Origin of the sequence: Kitasatospora sp. NPDC096140 (assembly GCF_040303045.1) — a bacterium.
Lineage (GTDB): Bacteria > Actinomycetota > Actinomycetes > Streptomycetales > Streptomycetaceae > Kitasatospora.
Genome location: NZ_JBEOUW010000061.1, coordinates 31,363 through 47,210, shown reverse-complemented (window position 1 = coordinate 47,210; position 15,848 = coordinate 31,363). Strand labels below are relative to the sequence as shown.

14 protein-coding genes and 1 pseudogene are annotated in these 15,848 nt (G+C 73.5%); 8 read left to right on the top strand and 7 right to left on the bottom strand.

The annotated features are described in order from the left end of the window. Nucleotides 1–152 precede the first annotated feature (152 nt). Complete coding sequence (locus ABT048_RS38030; RefSeq protein ID WP_396553097.1) at nucleotides 153–416, bottom strand: DUF397 domain-containing protein; 264 nt, start codon at nucleotides 414–416, stop codon at nucleotides 153–155. Between the two features lie 443 nt (nucleotides 417–859). Here ABT048_RS38030 and ABT048_RS38025 point away from each other — a divergent pair, with 443 nt between their 5' ends. Beyond that, a complete protein-coding gene (locus tag ABT048_RS38025; RefSeq protein ID WP_350526199.1) occupies nucleotides 860–1,306 on the top strand; it encodes a PTS-dependent dihydroxyacetone kinase phosphotransferase subunit DhaM in 447 nt (148 codons plus the stop codon). A gap of 22 nt (nucleotides 1,307–1,328) precedes the next feature. On the opposite strand, the gene ABT048_RS38020 is transcribed toward ABT048_RS38025, so the two are convergent. Continuing rightward, entirely contained in the window at nucleotides 1,329–1,817 is a 489-nt protein-coding gene (locus ABT048_RS38020; RefSeq protein ID WP_350526198.1) for an NUDIX hydrolase, read from the bottom strand. A 77-nt stretch (nucleotides 1,818–1,894) separates the two neighbouring features. On the opposite strand from ABT048_RS38020, the pseudogene ABT048_RS38015 reads away from it, so the two are divergent. After that, nucleotides 1,895–2,810 (top strand): annotated as a pseudogene (locus tag ABT048_RS38015) (IS982 family transposase). A gap of 567 nt (nucleotides 2,811–3,377) precedes the next feature. Here the strand turns inward: ABT048_RS38015 and ABT048_RS38010 are convergent. After that, a complete protein-coding gene (locus ABT048_RS38010) occupies nucleotides 3,378–3,602 on the bottom strand; it encodes a hypothetical protein (protein WP_350526197.1) in 225 nt (74 codons plus the stop codon). Between the two features lie 535 nt (nucleotides 3,603–4,137). Here ABT048_RS38010 and ABT048_RS38005 point away from each other — a divergent pair. Further along, nucleotides 4,138–5,175, top strand: a complete 1,038-nt coding sequence (locus tag ABT048_RS38005; RefSeq protein ID WP_350526196.1) for a polysaccharide deacetylase family protein — start codon at nucleotides 4,138–4,140, stop codon at nucleotides 5,173–5,175. Between the two features lie 1,245 nt (nucleotides 5,176–6,420). On the opposite strand, the gene ABT048_RS38000 is transcribed toward ABT048_RS38005, so the two are convergent. Continuing rightward, nucleotides 6,421–7,191 (bottom strand): glutamate racemase, encoded by a 771-nt coding sequence (locus ABT048_RS38000; protein WP_350526195.1) that lies wholly within the window; start codon nucleotides 7,189–7,191, stop codon nucleotides 6,421–6,423. A 66-nt stretch (nucleotides 7,192–7,257) separates the two neighbouring features. Between ABT048_RS38000 and ABT048_RS37995 the strand changes: the two genes are divergently transcribed. Continuing rightward, complete coding sequence (locus ABT048_RS37995; protein WP_350526202.1) at nucleotides 7,258–8,397, top strand: glycosyltransferase; 1,140 nt, start codon at nucleotides 7,258–7,260, stop codon at nucleotides 8,395–8,397. An 87-nt stretch (nucleotides 8,398–8,484) separates the two neighbouring features. Beyond that, a complete protein-coding gene (locus tag ABT048_RS37990; RefSeq protein WP_350526194.1) occupies nucleotides 8,485–9,231 on the top strand; it encodes an SAM-dependent methyltransferase in 747 nt (248 codons plus the stop codon). A 106-nt stretch (nucleotides 9,232–9,337) separates the two neighbouring features. Here the strand turns inward: ABT048_RS37990 and ABT048_RS37985 are convergent, their stop codons facing one another. From ABT048_RS37985 to ABT048_RS37975, 3 genes are all read right to left on the bottom strand, one after another. Continuing rightward, nucleotides 9,338–10,213: an alpha/beta fold hydrolase gene (locus ABT048_RS37985; protein ID WP_350526193.1), complete on the bottom strand. Its 876-nt coding sequence runs from the start codon at nucleotides 10,211–10,213 to the stop codon at nucleotides 9,338–9,340. A 129-nt stretch (nucleotides 10,214–10,342) separates the two neighbouring features. Then, nucleotides 10,343–11,014 carry a thiol:disulfide interchange protein DsbA/DsbL gene (locus ABT048_RS37980; RefSeq protein WP_350526192.1) on the bottom strand — a complete coding sequence of 224 codons (672 nt, stop codon included), beginning with the start codon at nucleotides 11,012–11,014 and terminating at the stop codon, nucleotides 10,343–10,345. Nucleotides 11,015–11,239: 225 nt separating this feature from the next. After that, entirely contained in the window at nucleotides 11,240–12,403 is a 1,164-nt protein-coding gene (locus tag ABT048_RS37975) for a glycosyltransferase (RefSeq protein WP_350526191.1), read from the bottom strand. 488 nt (nucleotides 12,404–12,891) lie between these two features. Here ABT048_RS37975 and mscL point away from each other — a divergent pair, with 488 nt between their 5' ends. From mscL to ABT048_RS37960, 3 genes are all read left to right on the top strand, one after another. After that, the gene (gene mscL, locus ABT048_RS37970; protein WP_350526190.1) at nucleotides 12,892–13,338 is read left to right on the top strand and encodes a large conductance mechanosensitive channel protein MscL; all 447 of its coding nucleotides are present in this window, start codon (nucleotides 12,892–12,894) and stop codon (nucleotides 13,336–13,338) included. Between the two features lie 439 nt (nucleotides 13,339–13,777). Then, entirely contained in the window at nucleotides 13,778–14,563 is a 786-nt protein-coding gene (locus ABT048_RS37965; protein WP_350526189.1) for a DUF6643 family protein, read from the top strand. A gap of 200 nt (nucleotides 14,564–14,763) precedes the next feature. Next, the gene (locus ABT048_RS37960) at nucleotides 14,764–15,639 is read left to right on the top strand and encodes an MOSC domain-containing protein (RefSeq protein ID WP_350526188.1); all 876 of its coding nucleotides are present in this window, start codon (nucleotides 14,764–14,766) and stop codon (nucleotides 15,637–15,639) included. The last annotated feature ends 209 nt before the right edge of the window (nucleotides 15,640–15,848 follow it).

Below are 15,848 nucleotides of genomic sequence, written 5' to 3'. Positions count from 1 at the left end.
GGCGTTGTTATAATAGACAAATCAATTGCTGCGGGGGCCGTCATATTTGTTCTTCTGTGGGGTGGTACCGCCCGGAAACCCGCCTGCGGAGCGGGTCCCCGGTCGTCATCCGGGGACCCGCTCCGCAGTGGCGAGGCGCTCGAACGAGCGGCTCAGGTGAGGTCGAACTCGCCGTCCCGGGCGCCGAGCACGAAGGCCCGCCACTCCGCCGGCGTGAAGACCAGCACCGGCCCGTCCTCCTGTCGGCCGTCCCGCATCCCGATGTACCCGTCCACGAACGCGATCTGGACGTCTCCGACCCCCTGGCTGCTGCACAGCCACTCCGCACCGGTGAAGTCCACCTTCGGCTTCCCGCTCGGCGCGAGCTCCGGCTGCGCGCCCACGGTCTCCGTGTCCGTACCGCTGTTGACTGCCACTGACCGATCTCCTCCCGACGGCGTTCCGGGGCCAGCCTAGCCACACCGCCCGGCCCCGGTCAGCGGGTTGACGAGGACTCCCCCGGCCCCGGTCGGGCACCGCCGGAGGGGCGGTGGAGCCGCCCCGCAGAGGGTCGAGGCGTGTCCCGACCGGCGGGGGCGCCGGGCAGCTGCCAGAGTGCTGCCAGGGCGCCGCCCGGGCCCGCGAGGGCGCGGGAGGGCACCCCCGGGCCGTACGGGGACCTCCGTGGCCCGTACGGGACCTTCCGGGGCCCCGCACGGGGACCGGAGCGCGCCTGCGGACGGTCCCGGCCCGCCCCAACCCCACGACCCGCCCAAGGGAGCAGCCGATGAGCCGCCGGGACGGCACCCGCGCCGACGTCATCCCCATCTCCGACGCACCCTCGGCACACCCCCCGGCACCCCGCACGCCCCCCTCGCCCATGCCCTTGCCCCGGCCGACCCCCGGCCGGCCCCCCGCACACGGGCGGGTCGGGATCGCCCTGGTCTCGCACAGCCAGGAACTGGCCACCGCGGTACGCAACCTCGCGCTCGCGTTGACCGGATCCGACTCCCCCGCCCCGATCTCGGCGACCGGCGGCGACCCGTCGGACGGGCCCGGCATCAGTGCCGTCCTGGTGGCTGCCGCGACCCGCCGGGTGGACCAGGGCCACGGCGTGGTGGTGCTCGCCGACCTGGGCGGCGCCGTCACCACCGTCCGCGCCCTGCTCTCCGAGGCCGACGAGCACGGCCTGCCGTTCCCGGTCCGGTTCGCCAACGCCCCGTTCGTCGAGGGCGCGGTGGCCGCGGCAGCGACCGCCACGGCGGGCGGCGACCTGGCGGCGGTGCTGGACGCGGCCGAGGAGGCCTACCGGCAGTACAAGGGCTGACCGCGGCCGGAGCCGGTGCGGGTCAGGGGCGCTCCTTGCCGTCCCAGGTGAAGACGGCCGGGCCCTCGCACTCCAGCGCGTGGCGCAGCCGCTCGTGCTCGGACTCCACCATCGGCGGCAGCTCGTCCAGAGCGAACCAGCCGACCTCCAGCGACTCGTCGTCGTTCACCCGCGCCTCGCCGCCGATCGCGCGGCAGCGGAAGGTCAGCACCAGGTACTGCGTCACGTCGCCGTTCGGGTACGTCACCTGCGGCGAGACCGTGACCGAGGCGAGCAGCTCGGGCACGGCCACCACACCGGTCTCCTCCTCGCACTCGCGCACCACGCCGTCGGCGGGCTGCTCACCGGGGTCGAGGATCCCGCCGACCGGCGCCCAGCGGCCGTCGTCGGCGCGGCGGGCGAGCAGCACCCGGTCACGGTCGTCCAGCACGACGGCGACGACGGCGCTCAGCCAGAGCGGGCGGTTGCCCACGAGGGCGCGGAGGTCGGCGAGGAAGGGAGGAATGGCCATGGGCCGCAGCCTAGATGATTGATGCCAAGGGTCAGCTGGGACGCATGAGATGAAGCGAGGGAGTCCAAAGGTCGGTTGTGACGCCTGACCTGGACTCCCTCGCGACCGCACTTTACGTGAAGACCGACGACCTGCTGAAGGAATCGCCGCATCTGGCGCCGTGGCGTCCCGAGATCGGCATCAAGCCGCGGCTCAGTGACGCCGAACTGGTCACCCTCGCGGTGATGCAGGCCCTGCTCGGCTTCACCTCCGAGCGCCGCTGGATCCGCCACGCCTCATCCCACCTGCGGCACCTGTTCCCTTACCTGCCGGGGCAGTCGGGCTACAACCGGCGCCTGCGCAAGGCCGCGGACCTGGTCGCACGGGTCAACCGCCTGCTCGCCCGAGACACCTCGCTGTGGACCGACACCGTCTGGGTCGTCGACTCCACACCGGTGAAGTGCGGGCGCTCGCGCGAGACGGCCAAACGCTCGGACCTGGCCGGATGGGCCGAATACGGCTACTGCGCCAGCCAATTCCCGGTTCTTCTGGGGCCTGCGCCTGCACCTCCTGTGCACCCTGCACGGGCTGCCCGTCGCCTTCGCGCTGACCGGCGCGAAGGCGGACGAGCGCGAGACCCTGCTCGGCATGCTCCACGCCGAGCCCGACCTTGCGGCCTCCCGGCCGGGCCAGACCCTCATCAGCGACCGGCAGTACTACGGCCGCACCTTCGAACACGAACTCGCCGAGTGGGGAGTGCAGCTGCTGCGGCCGGCCCGCAAGGGCGAGCCCTTGCGGGCCGGATCCGCCCTGTTCAAGCCCCTGCGGCAGATCATCGAGTCCGTCAACCAGACCTTCAAGGCCCAGCTCGACCTCGAACGCCACCAGGGCCGCACCCCGGGTGGGGTAATGGTCCGCGTCCTGCAGCGTGTCCTCGCGCTGACCTGCGCGATCTGGCACAACGACCACACTGGTCAGCCAGTCATGCGCTCGCTGACCGCCTACGACCACTAACCCTTCGCATCATTCATCTAGTCGGGTGGTCCGCCGACGGCGCGGGGCGGCCGACCGGCCTGACGTGGCCCGATGTGCTCCTGCCGTGCCCTGGGCGTGGCCTGGGCGTGCTGCCCGGCCCGGGTCGGCCGCCGGAGCACCGGACCACGGCCGGTGCGGCGCAGCAGGACGGGGGCCGGCGGGGCCGGCGGCAGCGTCAGGTGATCGCGGCCAGGGCGACGACGGCGAGATCGCCACCGCGTTTCACGAGGCGGGCGAAGCGTTATCCGGCCTGCCGCTCGTCGCTCCCCTCCACGGCGTTTCGGCCGGAAGAAACTATTCACAGTAAGGACGCGATGAGGACGTCGTCCGAGAATGGTGAAAGAAGGGGGATGAATTCTGTCCGGCCGGACGGTATCCGGTCGGCCTGACCAATTCCGCTCGATCTGCTGTTTCTGAATTCCGAACACCGTCGACACACGGCGGGCGGGTGAGGGTGATGTGGTGCGGCCGGGCCCGGTGACCCCCGGCCGGTCCGGCCCGGTCTCGTCCGGTCCGGTCCCGGCCCCCGGCTCGGACCGGGCTCCGCTAGACCGCTGTGCGCCGCCGATCGCGGAGACGGCCGAAGGCGATCCGGCCGAGCAGCAGGACACCGGCCGCCAGACATCCGGCCACCGCCATCGCCCAGGCCGGGCCGCCACTGTCCGGAACGATCACTGCGACGACGATGCCCGCTGCCAGGCAGGCCAGGCCCACCACGGCCAACGGGAGCTGGTGGGTGACCAGGGCTCCGCCACTGCACGCGCGGGCCATCCGTGAGGCTCCGTGCAAGTGGAAGGGGTCACGGTCCGCATCTGCCATGAGCCCAAGGTACCCCCGCCCGACGCGGGAGGCAGCCCGCAGGGAGTGCAGCGCCCGACACGCTGCGCAACCGGGGCACCCGAGCCGGTTCGGGGTGTCACGGGGGTGGTCGCGGGGCGCAGCGGGGGCCGATCCGGCAGCCGATCCGGGGGTTGACCCGGGGGGCGATCCGGGGCTCGTCCGAAGGCTTCCGTCGGAGATGTCCGGGAACCGCGGATGCGCATTCCTACTCCACAATCAGTCCACGAAAAATCCTCGTCCCCCCGGTACAACCATCCCCGTGGTGCAACGGTCTCAATGGCATTGAGTGATCCAGGAGCCGTTCGAGGGGTGGGCGAGAACCCCCCACCGAGAACAGGAAAATCCAGGGGCGGAGCCGCCGACCCCTGGAGTCGGAGGCCGGGCTCCGTCCTCCGGCGGTACCGCCACGCCGCTCGGCGAACGAGGGGGAACCGTGCCGCAGTCCCAGTCCACAACATCGATCTCCATGGCCCGCGCCAGGCCCGCGCTTGGCGTGCGCGCACTTCCGCCGCCCGTCGGGTACGCGGCGGACCGGCACGAGGCCGGAGGGCACGGCGGGGGCCGTAGCCGTCCGACCGTCGAGGCGGAACAGCAGGACACGCGGGGCGAATGGCTGCGGTTCGCCCCCGTCCAGCCGCTGTTCCGGGCCCGGGCCGCCCAACGCCTCGCCGTGCTGGCGTACCACGGGGTCACCGACCACCGGTCGTTCGGCGCCCAGCTCGACCGGCTCCAACGGCTCGCCACGCCCGTCTCGCTCGCCGCGGTCCTCCAGGCCGTGACCGAGCGGCGGCCGCTGCCGCCCCGGAGCGTCCTGGTCACCTTCGACGACGCCGACCGGAGCGTCCTCACCCACGCCCTGCCCGCCCTCGACGCCCGTGGCATCCCGGCCACCGCCTTCGTCATCTCGGAGCTCATCGGCACCGAGCGGCCGTTCTGGTGGCACGAGGCCGACTTCCTCGCCCGACACGGCGGCCGCGCCCGGTCCCTCGACCGCGGCCACCCCTCCCAGCTGCTCCGCCGACTGAAGGCCATGCCCGACCCGGACCGCCGGCGCAGCCTGCACGAGCTGCGGGTCAGCGCCGACCGCCGGCCGCCCGGCCAGGAACAGCTCACCCCCGCCGACCTCCTCGCCCTGCGGGACGGGGGCGTCGCGATCGGCAACCACACCCAGGGGCACCCGTGCCTCGGGCGCTGCGACGACGACACCGTCCGCGCCGAGATCACCGGCGCGCACGAGGCCCTCACCCGCTGGCTCGGCGAGCCGCCGACGGCCTTCGCCTACCCGGACGGCGGCCACGACCCCCGTGCCGAAACCGTTCTGCAGGAACTCGGCTACCGCCTCGGCTTCCTCTCCGACCACCGCCTGGGCCCCCGCCTCCCCTCCCACCCCCTCCAGATCAGCCGCCTCCAGGTCGACTCCTCCACCACCACCCGCCGCTTCGACACCATCCTCTCCGGCCTCGAACCCGCCTACCGCCGCTGGCGCCGCCAGGCCGTCGCCTGACCTCCGGCCCGCCGGGAGTCGGCCCGCGGGGTCGGCCTGCGAGGAGTCGGCCTGCGAGAAGGCGGCCCGTAGGACGTCGGTGCGCGGGAGGTCGGCGCGCGGGAAGTCGACCGGACCGACTTCCCGCGCAGGCCGCGGAAATGGGCCGATTGCCCGATTGCCCGGAAGTCACCCGAAATGCCACCAAGGCACAACATTGGCCCTCATGAGAAATCTACGCGAGTAGCTCTCCATGGGAAGTCGACGCGATCGACTTCCTGTGCGCACCACCCCTTCCGCCCGGACGGAAGGACGATCACGGATAGATCCCGGACATCACCGGACAGAGAAGTCCAATCGCCCGATATCCGCACACTGTCGCGCCATCAAGGCACCATCGCGCGCGAGAAGTCGACAGAGCCGACTTCCCATGCGTCACATACATCTCAGCCACACCATCTACGCGAGTAGATTCCGCCCTGGGCGACACATCCGGCCACGCGGGCCGACCCGCTCGCGCAACGCGACGGCGCCGCCCGCGACCATCGGTCATCCGACAGCCACCCCCGCACGGGAAGTCGACCTGGCCGACTTCCCGTGCGGGGCACGCAGGCACGGAGGCCCACACAGGCACCCATCTACGCGAGTAGATCGAGGCGGTGACCCGCACGCCACCTCGCCGAGCACGGAAAGTCGGACCCGCCGACTTCCCGCGTGCCAAGCCACAGCCCCACGCGCCACACGAACCCTCGATGCCGATTCACCCGCGGGAGGCCGCACCGATTTCTTTCATGTTCACGACAGTAATGCCCTCAACTATCTACGCGAGTAGATCCACCCTGGGCCGGCACCCCTCAGGCGCGGGAAGTCGGATCGGCCGACTTCCGGTGCAACGCACTGAAGCCCAGGCCAGCGGCCTGATCATGGAATGCGGGCTCGCACCGAAGGTCGGCCGGATCGACTTCCTGTGCGCGATCTTCGGGGCCGGGCGCGGTGGGGGCCGCATATCCATGCGGACGCCGTCAGTTCATGCCGGACGTCATATGGATCACCCCTCCGAATATCCCCACCGGATTTCGCCCCCGGGCGAGGAAAATCGGATGCGAAGCTCGCCCGCGGGAAATCCGGAGTGCCGGATTCGGCATGGTGGGCGCGCGGGGTGTTCCTCATCCCGAGCGGCGATCGGGGCCGGTGCGGCGGCGGAGACGACGCGGACCTCCCCGGTGTGCGGGGAGGTCCGTGAGGGTGTGGCCGGTGGTGCGGGGATCAGCCGATGAGCGTGGCCAGCACGCTGCCCTGCGGGTAGAGGGCGGCGGCCGGCGGGAGCACCGCGGGGACGCCGGCGTGGAGCACGGTGAGGGTGCCCGTCCCCGTGCGCGTGGGGTCGCCGACGCGCCGGAGGGCCTGGGCGGCGACGGCGTCGGCGGAACCGAGCAGCGTGAGCGCCGGGGAGGCGGTCGGGCTGACGGCGGCGCGGATGCGGTCCTCGACGAGCTCGTAGTGGGTGCACCCCAGGACGAGGACGTCGGTGCCGGCCGGCGTACGGGCAGCGGCGTCGGCGATGGCGGCCGTGATGGCGTCGTCGTCGCCGTGCTCGACGGCGTCCGCGAGGCCCGGGCAGGCGACCTCCGTGATGTCCGCCGTCCCGCCGAAGTCGCGGATCAGCCCGCGCTGGTAGTCGCTCCCGGTGGTGGCCGGGGTGGCCCAGATCGCGACCCGGCCGCCCAGCGCGGCGGCGGGCTTGATGGCGGGGACGGTGCCGATCACCGGCAGTCCGGGCTCCAGCTCGGCGCGGAGGGCCGCGAGCGCGTGGACGGTGGCCGTGTTGCAGGCGATCACCAGCGCGTCGGGTTCGAGCGCGGCGGCGGCCCGGCAGCAGCCGAGGGCCAGCTCGGTGACCTCTTCGGGCGTCCGCGGCCCCCAGGGCATCGAGGCCGGGTCGGAGGACAGCACCAGGTCCGCGTCCGGGCGCAGCTTCCGCAGGGTGGCGGCGGCGGCCAGCAGGCCGATTCCGGAGTCCATCAGTGCGATCTTCACGGGTCAAGACTTTAGTCGATCCACCCACCCGACCCCGTTCTGCGGCAGACTGCCGGGGTGACCGTCCTGCTGTGGATCGCCGCGTTCTCCCTGCTGGTCTGGGTCTGGCTGGCGTGCTGCCACGGCTCGTTCTGGCGCACCGACGTGCGGCTGCCACCGCGCCGTCCGCCGGTCCGCTGGCCGCAGGCGGCGATCGTGGTGCCGGCCCGGGACGAGGCGGGGGTGCTCCCGGCGAGCCTGCCGACACTGCTGGCGCAGAAGTACCCGGGGCAGGCGCGGGTGATCCTGGTGGACGATCACAGCTCGGACGGCACCGGCCCGCTGGCCGCGTCGTTGCGGACGATCGACGGGCTGGACCTGACCGTCACCACCCCGCCCCCGCTGCCGCCCGGCTGGACGGGCAAGCTGTGGGCGCTGCGGCACGGCGTGGAGCTGGCCGGCCCGGACGTCGAGTACCTGCTGCTGACGGATGCGGACATCGCGCACGGCCCGGACTCGCTCGCCGAGCTGGTGGCGGCAGCGGGGACCAACGACCTGGACCTGGTGTCGCAGATGGCCCGGCTGCGGGTGGAGACCCGTTGGGAGCGCCTGATCGTGCCGGCCTTCGTGTACTTCTTCGCCCAGCTGTACCCGTTCCGCCGGAGCAACCGGCCGGGCTCCCGGACCGCGGCCGCGGCGGGCGGCTGCTCGCTGGTGCGGCGCGAGGCCCTGGAGCGGGCCGGCGGGGTGGCGGCGATCCGGGGCGCGGTGATCGACGACGTGTCGCTGGCCCGGGCCGTGAAGTCCACCGGCGGCCGGATCTGGCTGGGGCTCGCCGAGCAGGTGGACAGCGTCCGACCGTACCCGCGCCTGGAGCAGCTGTGGCGGATGGTGTCGCGCAGCGCGTACGCCCAGCTGAGGCACTCGCCGCTGCTGCTGCTCGGGACGGTGCTGGGGCTGGGGCTGGTGTACCTGGTGCCGCCGCTGGCGACGGTGGCCGGCCTGGCGGCCGGAGACCCGGCGGTGGCCGCGTCGGGAGGGGCGGCGTGGGCGCTGATGGCGGGCACGTACCTGCCGATGGTCCGGTACTACGGGCAACCCGCCCCGGCCGTACTGCTGCTGCCGTTCACGGCGGGGCTGTACCTGCTGATGACGGTCGATTCGGCGGTGCAGCACTGGCGCGGCCGGGGCGCGGCCTGGAAGGGCCGGACCTACTCGCGGGCGTGACCCCGGTACCCGCCCGCGAGCAGTCGGCCTCCCCCGCGAGCGGGGATTTCCCCGGCGCGGCACGCCGATCGGATCCATACTGCTCGGATGGACCGTCAGCAGATCTCCCGCCTCGCCCATGCCCACCACCCGATCGCGGCCCCGCTGGCGGACGAGTCGGTGGCCCGTCTGCTGGACCGCGCGACGGCGGGCCGTGAGGACGGCCGGGCCCTGGACCTCGGCTGCGGCGAGGGCGCCTGGCTGATCCGGGCGCTGGCCGCGCGCCCGGGCTGGCGGGCCGTGGGGGTGGACCTCGACCCCGGGGCCCTGACCCGCGCCCGGGAGACCGCGACCACCCTCGGCGTGGTGCGCCGGATCGGCCTGCACCACCTGGACGCACGGGAGTTCACCGCGAAGGAGCCCTTCGACCTGATGCTGTGCGTCGGTTCGACCCACGCGTTCGGCGGACTGCTGCCCACGCTCGCGGCGGCCCGCGAACTCCTGGCGCCGGGTGGCCGGTTGCTGGTCGGCGACGGGTTCTGGCAGCGCGAGCCGTCCCGGGCCGCCCTGGACGGGCTGGGTGCGACTCGGGACGAGTTCGCGGACCTGGCGACGACCACCGACCGGGTCCTCGCGGACGGCTGGACCCCGGTGTTCGGGCACGTCAGCACGGAACGGGAGTGGGAGGACTACGAGTTCGCGTGGACGGGCGCGCTGGCCGAGTGGGCGCTGGACCACCCGGACCACCCGGACGCGGCGGCCGCCCGGGAGGCGGCGGACCGGCACCGCACCGAGTGGCTGCACGGCTACCGGGGGACGCTCGGCTTCGTCACCTACCTGCTGCGCCGCGACTGACGCCCACCCGGCCACCCGGGATCGACGGCCGAAGTCCCCCGCACGGCCGGCTACTTCTGAAGGTCCCCGGGCAACCGGCTACTTCTGAAGGTCCCCGGACGACCGGCTACTTCTGCGTGCGGGCGAGGAAGTCGTCGATCAGCGGGGCGATCTCGGGCAGCTTCTCCTCCAGCGCGAAGTGCCCGGTGTCGAACACGTGCAGTTCCGCCCCGGGCAGGTCGCGCAGGTAGGCGCGGGCGCCGGCCTCGGTGAAGAAGGGGTCGTTGCGCCCCCAGAGGACGAGCGTCGGCGGCTGGTCGGCGCGCAGCCAGGCCTGCCAGGCGGGGTAGAGCTCGACGTTGGAGAAGTAGTCGAGGGCCAGCTCGACCTGGATGTCCTTGCGGCCGGGCAGGTCGAGGAAGTGCTGGTCGAGGGTCCAGCCGTCGGGGGCGACCAGGCTCGGGTCCCCGGTGCCGCCCTCGTACTGGCTGCGGGTGATCTCCAGCGTGAGGATCGACCGCGCGGCCTCCCCGGCGCCCGGGACGCCACGCCGGTTGGCGATGAACTCCCTTGCCTGGTCGGAGAGTCCCTCCTCGTAGGCGTTGCCGTTCTGGACCACCAGGCCGGTGATCCACTCCGGGTGGCGGGTGGCCAGGCGCAGGCCGACGGGGGCTCCGAAGTCGAAGACGTACAGCGCGAAGCGGTCCAGACCGAGGGTGAGGCAGAAGCCTTCGATCACGTCGGCGAGGGTGTCGAACCGGTACGTGAAGGCGTCCGGCGCGGGGCTGTCGCTGTGGCCGAAGCCCGGATAGTCGGGGGCTATCAGGCGGTAGCGGGTGCCGAGCGCGTCGAGCAGCCTGGCGTACTGGTGGGAGGCGGACGGGAAGCCGTGCAGCAGCAGGAGGACGGGGGCGTCGGCCGGGCCGGTCTCGCGGTAGAAGATGCGCAGCCCGTCGACGTCGACGTGGCGGTGATGGACCTGCGGGATCGTCAGCTCGCTCATGCTAACCATTAAACAGCATCTGAATGGTTAGACAAGGGCTTTGGAGGCGTCGGGGGCGGTGGAGTTGCCACGGGCCGTCGAGCCTCGGCCGGGCTCTCCACCTGATCCGTCGTCAGTGACGCCGCAGTCTCACTTCTTCATCTGCTCCTGCTGCACCAGCTCGTCGAGCACCCCGGGCATCGCCGAGACACCGCCGGCCCTGCTCGGCGAAGTCCGGTACTCGCCCTGGACGATGACCGTCGGGAGCTCGTTGATGCCGTAGCGGACGAACGCGGCGGCGGCGTCGTCGACCGACTGCCCCACCTCGGTGGACCGGTACGTCCGGCGGAAGAGTTGGGCGTCGACGCCGTGGCGGGCGGCCCAGTCGGTGGAGGCGGCCTCGGTGCTGAGGTCGACGTGCTCGCTGTGAATGGCGCGGAACGCGCTGGTCTGCAGGCGTTCCACCAGGCCGAGGCGCTCCAGCGTGTAGTACAGCCGCGCGTGGCCGCGCTGCACGTTCTCCTCCGGGCTGCCCGGCCAGATCGCCGGGACGCGACTCAGTGAGACGTCCTCGCGGTGCTTCTCCGCCCAGGCCTGCAGGGGCTGTTCGAGCGACTGGGAGTGGCCGCAGTCGTACCAGAAGAACTCCACCGCCTCGGTCCGGGCGCTCTCGCGCACCGGCTGCGGGGTGTCGGACCTCGCGAACCGGGCACCCTCGGAGGGGAGTTGGTGGCTCGCAGCGCCGGCCTGGACGGGGGATGCGACGATCCCGGCGGCGGCGACGAACAGGACGGTGGACCGCAGCAGCGACTTCGAGTTCACACCGGGCAGTGTGCTGGCCGCGTTTCGTTACCGGCGAGTCCGTGCGCGGCGGCGTCCCGGGATTCGCCCGAACGGCGCAGCCGGGGCCCGGGGCGTCGGCCCGTCCCCCGGGGCGACCCGTCCGGAGCCGGTCGGTTCCTGGTCCGGCCGTCCCGAGTCGGCCGGTTCCTGGTCCGTCGGTCCCGAGCCGGTCGATCCGCCCTGGCCCGACCGACCGGTCCCGCGTCAGTCCGCCGGAGCCGCGCCCGCCGTCCACACCTCGGCCACCAGCCGCTGCCAGGCGTCCACCACCGCGCCCACTTCGAAGTGCTCCAGCGCGTGCGCCCGGGCCGCCGCGCCGAGGCCCGCCCGGTTGACGGCCAGCACCTTGCCCAGCGCCTCGGCGAGGGCGAGCGGGTCGCCGGGGGCCACGAGCGCGCCGGTGGCGCCGTCCCGGACGACCTCGCGTACCCAGCCGACGTCGGTGGCGACGGCGGGCACACCGGCCAGTGCCGCCTCGATCAGCGCTCCGGGAACCCCCTCGCTGTCGCTGGTGAGCAGCAGCGCGTCGGCGGCGCGGTAGAGCGGGGCCGGATCGGACAGGGGCCCGAGGAAGTGGGCGCGGGCGGCGGCCGGATGGCGGGCCAGCGTCTCCAGCAGCGGGCCGTCCCCGGCGACGGCGAGCCGGACGTCGGGGAGGCGGTCGAGCACGTCGAGGGCGAGGTCGAGCCGCTTCTCGGGCGCTATCGCGCCGATCCAGGCGACCAGCAGGACATCGGCCGGCAGGCCCAGCTCGTGCCGGGCTGCACGCCGGTCGTCCCGGCTGTCGGCGGGCGGATAGCTCTCGGCGGCACGGGAGTTGGGAATCACGTGCACCTTGCCCTCGGGCAGCGCGAACTGCTCCTCCAGGACGACCCGCGCCTCGTCGGTGAGCGTGGTGACGGCGGCGGCGCGGTGCATCAGCGCGCCGCCGCGCACCCGGCGCAGCCGGTTCGCGGTCCAGTAGCGGGGGTGGCCGACCGAGACGTAGACGAACGGGGTGCGGGTGCCGGCCAGGGCGAGCGCACAGGCGGCCAGGGTGTCGGAGCCGTGGGCGAGGACGACGTCGGCGGCGCGCGAGGCGGAACGCAGCGCCCGCAGGGTGCTCGGACGCAGCCGGCCGGGGCCGAGGACGGCGGCCGTGCGCAGGCCGGAAGCGCCAGGGCAGTCCCCCGGGTCGGCCTCCGAAGCACCCGGGTGGACCACCGGGTGCGGGGCGAGCGCGCACAGCGCGGAGGACTGGCCCCGGCGGCCCAGTTCCCGGTGGAGGTCACGGGCGAAGTTCTGGGCGCCGCCGCGGCGTGAATCACTGATCAGGTGCAGGACACGCGGACGGGTTCCGGCCGGATCGGCCGACATATGGTCGGGCATGGACTGACCTTGGCACAGCGGTCCGCCCGGGACAGCCCCTTCGCGCAACCTGATGGTGGCCCATCCGCCCGCACGTGTACACCGGATGTGCGCCAGAGAGCCGCCGTCGTGCGCCGGTTGCGACCGCCGTGCGCCCCGTCTCGCCCCCGGCCGCGCTCCGGTTCGCCACCGTCGCGCCGTCCCGATCCCCGGGCTCGCGGGCCCTCGGCCCGCGCCGGGCGGAGCGCGCTCGCACCGCCCGACCCTTCACCGCCGGACGGGCGGTGGGCCACCGCGCCGAGCCACCGCCGGTCCACCGCCGAGCCACCGCCGGGGCGCCACCGAGCTGCTGCCGAGTCGCCGCCGACTCCCGAGCGGCCCCGGGGCCCGTTAGGCGGATCGGGTGAACGCAGTTGGACCTCGGCCCGGACCGCTCGGCAGGATGTCCGGCCGGGGCGCCGCCGTGCTGCCCCATCTGCCCCTTCCCCGTACGGATTTGGAGTCGCCCGGTGTTCAAGGGATTCCGCAGCTTCCTGCTGCGCGGAAACGTGGTGGACCTCGCGGTCGGCATCGTGATCGGCGCGGCCTTCACTGCCGTCGTCACCGGGTTCGTCAGCGCCTTCCTCACCCCGCTGGTCGGGGTCGCGTCCGGTGCCGTCGGCGACTTCACGCAGAAGACCTTCGAGGTGGCCGGCACCCGGTTCCCGTACGGCCTCTTCGTCAACGCCGTGATCGGCTTCGTGCTGACCGCCGCCGTCATCTACTTCGCCGTGGTGGTGCCGGTCGGCAGGCTGCAGGCGCGCTTCGAATCGGCCAAGCCCGCGCCGGCCGCGAAGGTGGACTGCCCGGAGTGCCTGAGCTCGATCCCGGCCGCGGCGAGCCGCTGCTCGTTCTGCACGTCGGAGGTCGGCAAGCCCGGTCTGCCCGCGCAGACCCAGGCGCTGCAGTCGCACTGACCCGCGCCCCCGGACCCACCCGCGACGACCGGACCGGAGCGCGTCCGCCGGATCCGCCCGCGACCACCGACCCGCCACCGGTCGACCGGCCCGGACCAGGTGATCAGCGTGCTCACGGGGCCTTTATCCCCGAAACATTCACGAGCCCCCGTCGCCCCCTCGGCGGGGGCTCGAATGCGCCAGCGCACGCCCCGTCCGCAAAGGTTTCTCCGCGAGGTCCCCGACCGTCTACCGGCCGGTCACCGCAAGGCCGTCCGGCGGCACCGTCCGGGCGCTGTTCGATCACTGACGGGGTGCCAAGGTTGTCCGGATCTGGACTCCGGTTTGTCCGTTCTTCCCACTTTCGAAACCTTTGTGCGAGCGAAGACTGTGTAAACACTCGAACTGCTCCCCCTCCCGCTCTCCTCAGCAGGCGCATTGTGGGCTTACCGTATGCCCCATGACCTCGCCCCGCTCCTACGACGGAGTCGGCTACCCCTCTCCGTCCTTCTCCTCCGGCACGCCGATTTACGACAGCCTCGTGGCTGAGCGCGGCGTCCCCCAGATCGCACCCATCAACGTGCCGGCCGCCCTGCCGCCGGCACTGTCGTCCGGTTACGGATCCGGCCTCGGCCAGTCCTACGAGAACCGGTACGGCAACGGGTACGAGAGCGCCGGCAGCAACCTCCCCGCGCTGCCGCCCGCCCGCCTCGCCCTGGGCCCCGGCCCGAGCAGCGGCCCCTCCGCCGGCCCCTCCACGGCGTACATCCCCGCGCAGCCCGCGCCGGCGTACGCCTCCCCGCAGCCGCCGGTCCCCGGCTACGGCGCCCCCCAGCCGTACCAGCGACCGCAGCCCGCGACCCCGGCCTTCACCCAGACCGCCAGCGGCGGCTACCAGCCGACCGGCGGCCAGAGCTTCGGCGGCCAGAACACCTTCATCGGTGGCCAGGCCGGCCAGCAGTCCTTCGGCGCCCAGCAGGGCGGCGGCCAGGGCGGGTTCGGCCAGAGCCAGCCCGGTGGCCCGCAGGGCTTCGGCGGCCAGCAGTCCTTCGGCGGCCCGACCGCCGGCGGCCCCGGGTTCCCGGGCCAGGGCGGCGACCAGTCCTTCGGCGGCGCCCAGCTGCGCCCGGCCATGGCACCCGTTGCGCCGGTCCGCCCGATGCAGCCGCAGCGCCCGGGCCCGTACGGCGACCCCGGCCAGTTCCAGGGCAACGGCGGCTACCAGTCGCAGGGCCAGGGCTACTGAACCGCTGACACCCCCTGGGCCGTCCCCCACGCGGCCCGCACCCGCACCACCTGAGCACCACCCGGCGCCCCCTGAACGCCGGGCGAACGGAGAAACGGGTCATCCACGGACCGCCCGGAACGCCCCCCACGGCGTCCGGGCGGTCCGTGCGCGTACGGGGGGCCTGTGACCAGCACGAAGGCGGCTGGCAGGATGGGGGAATGCAGCTCACCGGACTCCACGTCTACCCCGTCAAGTCCATGTACCGCCTGAGCCCGGACACCGCCGTGGTCCATCCCTGGGGCCTGGCCGGAGACCGCCGCTGGATGCTCGCCGACCCGACCGGACGCTTCGTCAGCCAGCGTGAGGACGCCGCCCTCGGACAGATCCGACCCGCCCTCCTGCCCGACGGCTCGCTCACCCTGACCGCCCCCGACGGCTCCCGGATCGAGATCCACGCCCCCCGCGTCGCCGCCGGTGACCCGCTCGCCGAGGTCGAGGTCTGGGGCACCCGCTTCCGCGCCGCCGAGGCCGCCAAGGAAGCGCACCAGTGGATCGCCGAACACCTCGGCGACTACCGCCTGGTGCACCTGGACGACCCGCGCGCCCGCCCCGTCGACCCCGAGTACGGCGAGCCCGGCGACACCGTCTCGATGGCCGACGGCTTCCCGCTGCTGCTCACGACCACCGCCTCGCTGGATCGGCTCAACGAGCTGATCGCCGCCGAGCACCCCGAGGAGGACGCGCCCCTGCCGATGGAGCGCTTCCGCCCCAACGTGGTCGTCGCCGGCTCCGCGCCCTGGGCCGAGGACGGCTGGCGCCGGATCCGGATCGGCGGGCTCACCTTCAAGGTGGTCAAGCCCTGCGGCCGCTGCGTCATCACCACCACCGACCAGGAGACCGGCGAGCGGCGCGGCAAGGAGCCGCTGCGCACGCTGGCCCGGCACCACCGCCTGCTGCGCAAGGCCGCCTTCGGGCAGAACCTGATCCCCGAGCGCCCCGTCGGCGTCGAGGGCGACGTGCTCGGCACGCTGCGCGTGGGCGACGAGGTCGAGGTGCTGGAGGACGGCGCGCACTGGCCGGCCGACGAGCGCTGAGCACGGGCCGCGCCCCGGGGCCGGCCGGGCGGTCCTGACCGTCCCGGCCGGCCGGGTCGTCTCGGTGCCCGGGTCGCCTCGGCTGCCCCGGCCGTCTCGGTGCCCGGGTCGCCGTGGTCGCCGTGGTCTCGTGGACGGGAGTCCGCGTGGAGCTGCCGCGGGCGGCCGCTGCAGCACCGGATCGTCGCTGCGTGCGCGTGCCGATTGGC

Coding starts and splice junctions, on each gene's coding strand:
- ABT048_RS38005 (WP_350526196.1), top strand. CDS start 4,138: ATGGCCCGCGCCAGGCCCGCGCTTGGCGTGCGCGCACTTCCGCCGCCC.
- ABT048_RS37975 (WP_350526191.1), bottom strand. CDS start 12,403: ATGCCCGACCATATGTCGGCCGATCCGGCCGGAACCCGTCCGCGTGTC.
- ABT048_RS37965 (WP_350526189.1), top strand. CDS start 13,778: ATGACCTCGCCCCGCTCCTACGACGGAGTCGGCTACCCCTCTCCGTCC.
- ABT048_RS38010 (WP_350526197.1), bottom strand. CDS start 3,602: ATGGCCCGCGCGTGCAGTGGCGGAGCCCTGGTCACCCACCAGCTCCCG.
- ABT048_RS37985 (WP_350526193.1), bottom strand. CDS start 10,213: ATGAGCGAGCTGACGATCCCGCAGGTCCATCACCGCCACGTCGACGTC.
- ABT048_RS37960 (WP_350526188.1), top strand. CDS start 14,764: ATGCAGCTCACCGGACTCCACGTCTACCCCGTCAAGTCCATGTACCGC.
- ABT048_RS38020 (WP_350526198.1), bottom strand. CDS start 1,817: ATGGCCATTCCTCCCTTCCTCGCCGACCTCCGCGCCCTCGTGGGCAAC.
- ABT048_RS38025 (WP_350526199.1), top strand. CDS start 860: ATGCCCTTGCCCCGGCCGACCCCCGGCCGGCCCCCCGCACACGGGCGG.
- ABT048_RS37990 (WP_350526194.1), top strand. CDS start 8,485: ATGGACCGTCAGCAGATCTCCCGCCTCGCCCATGCCCACCACCCGATC.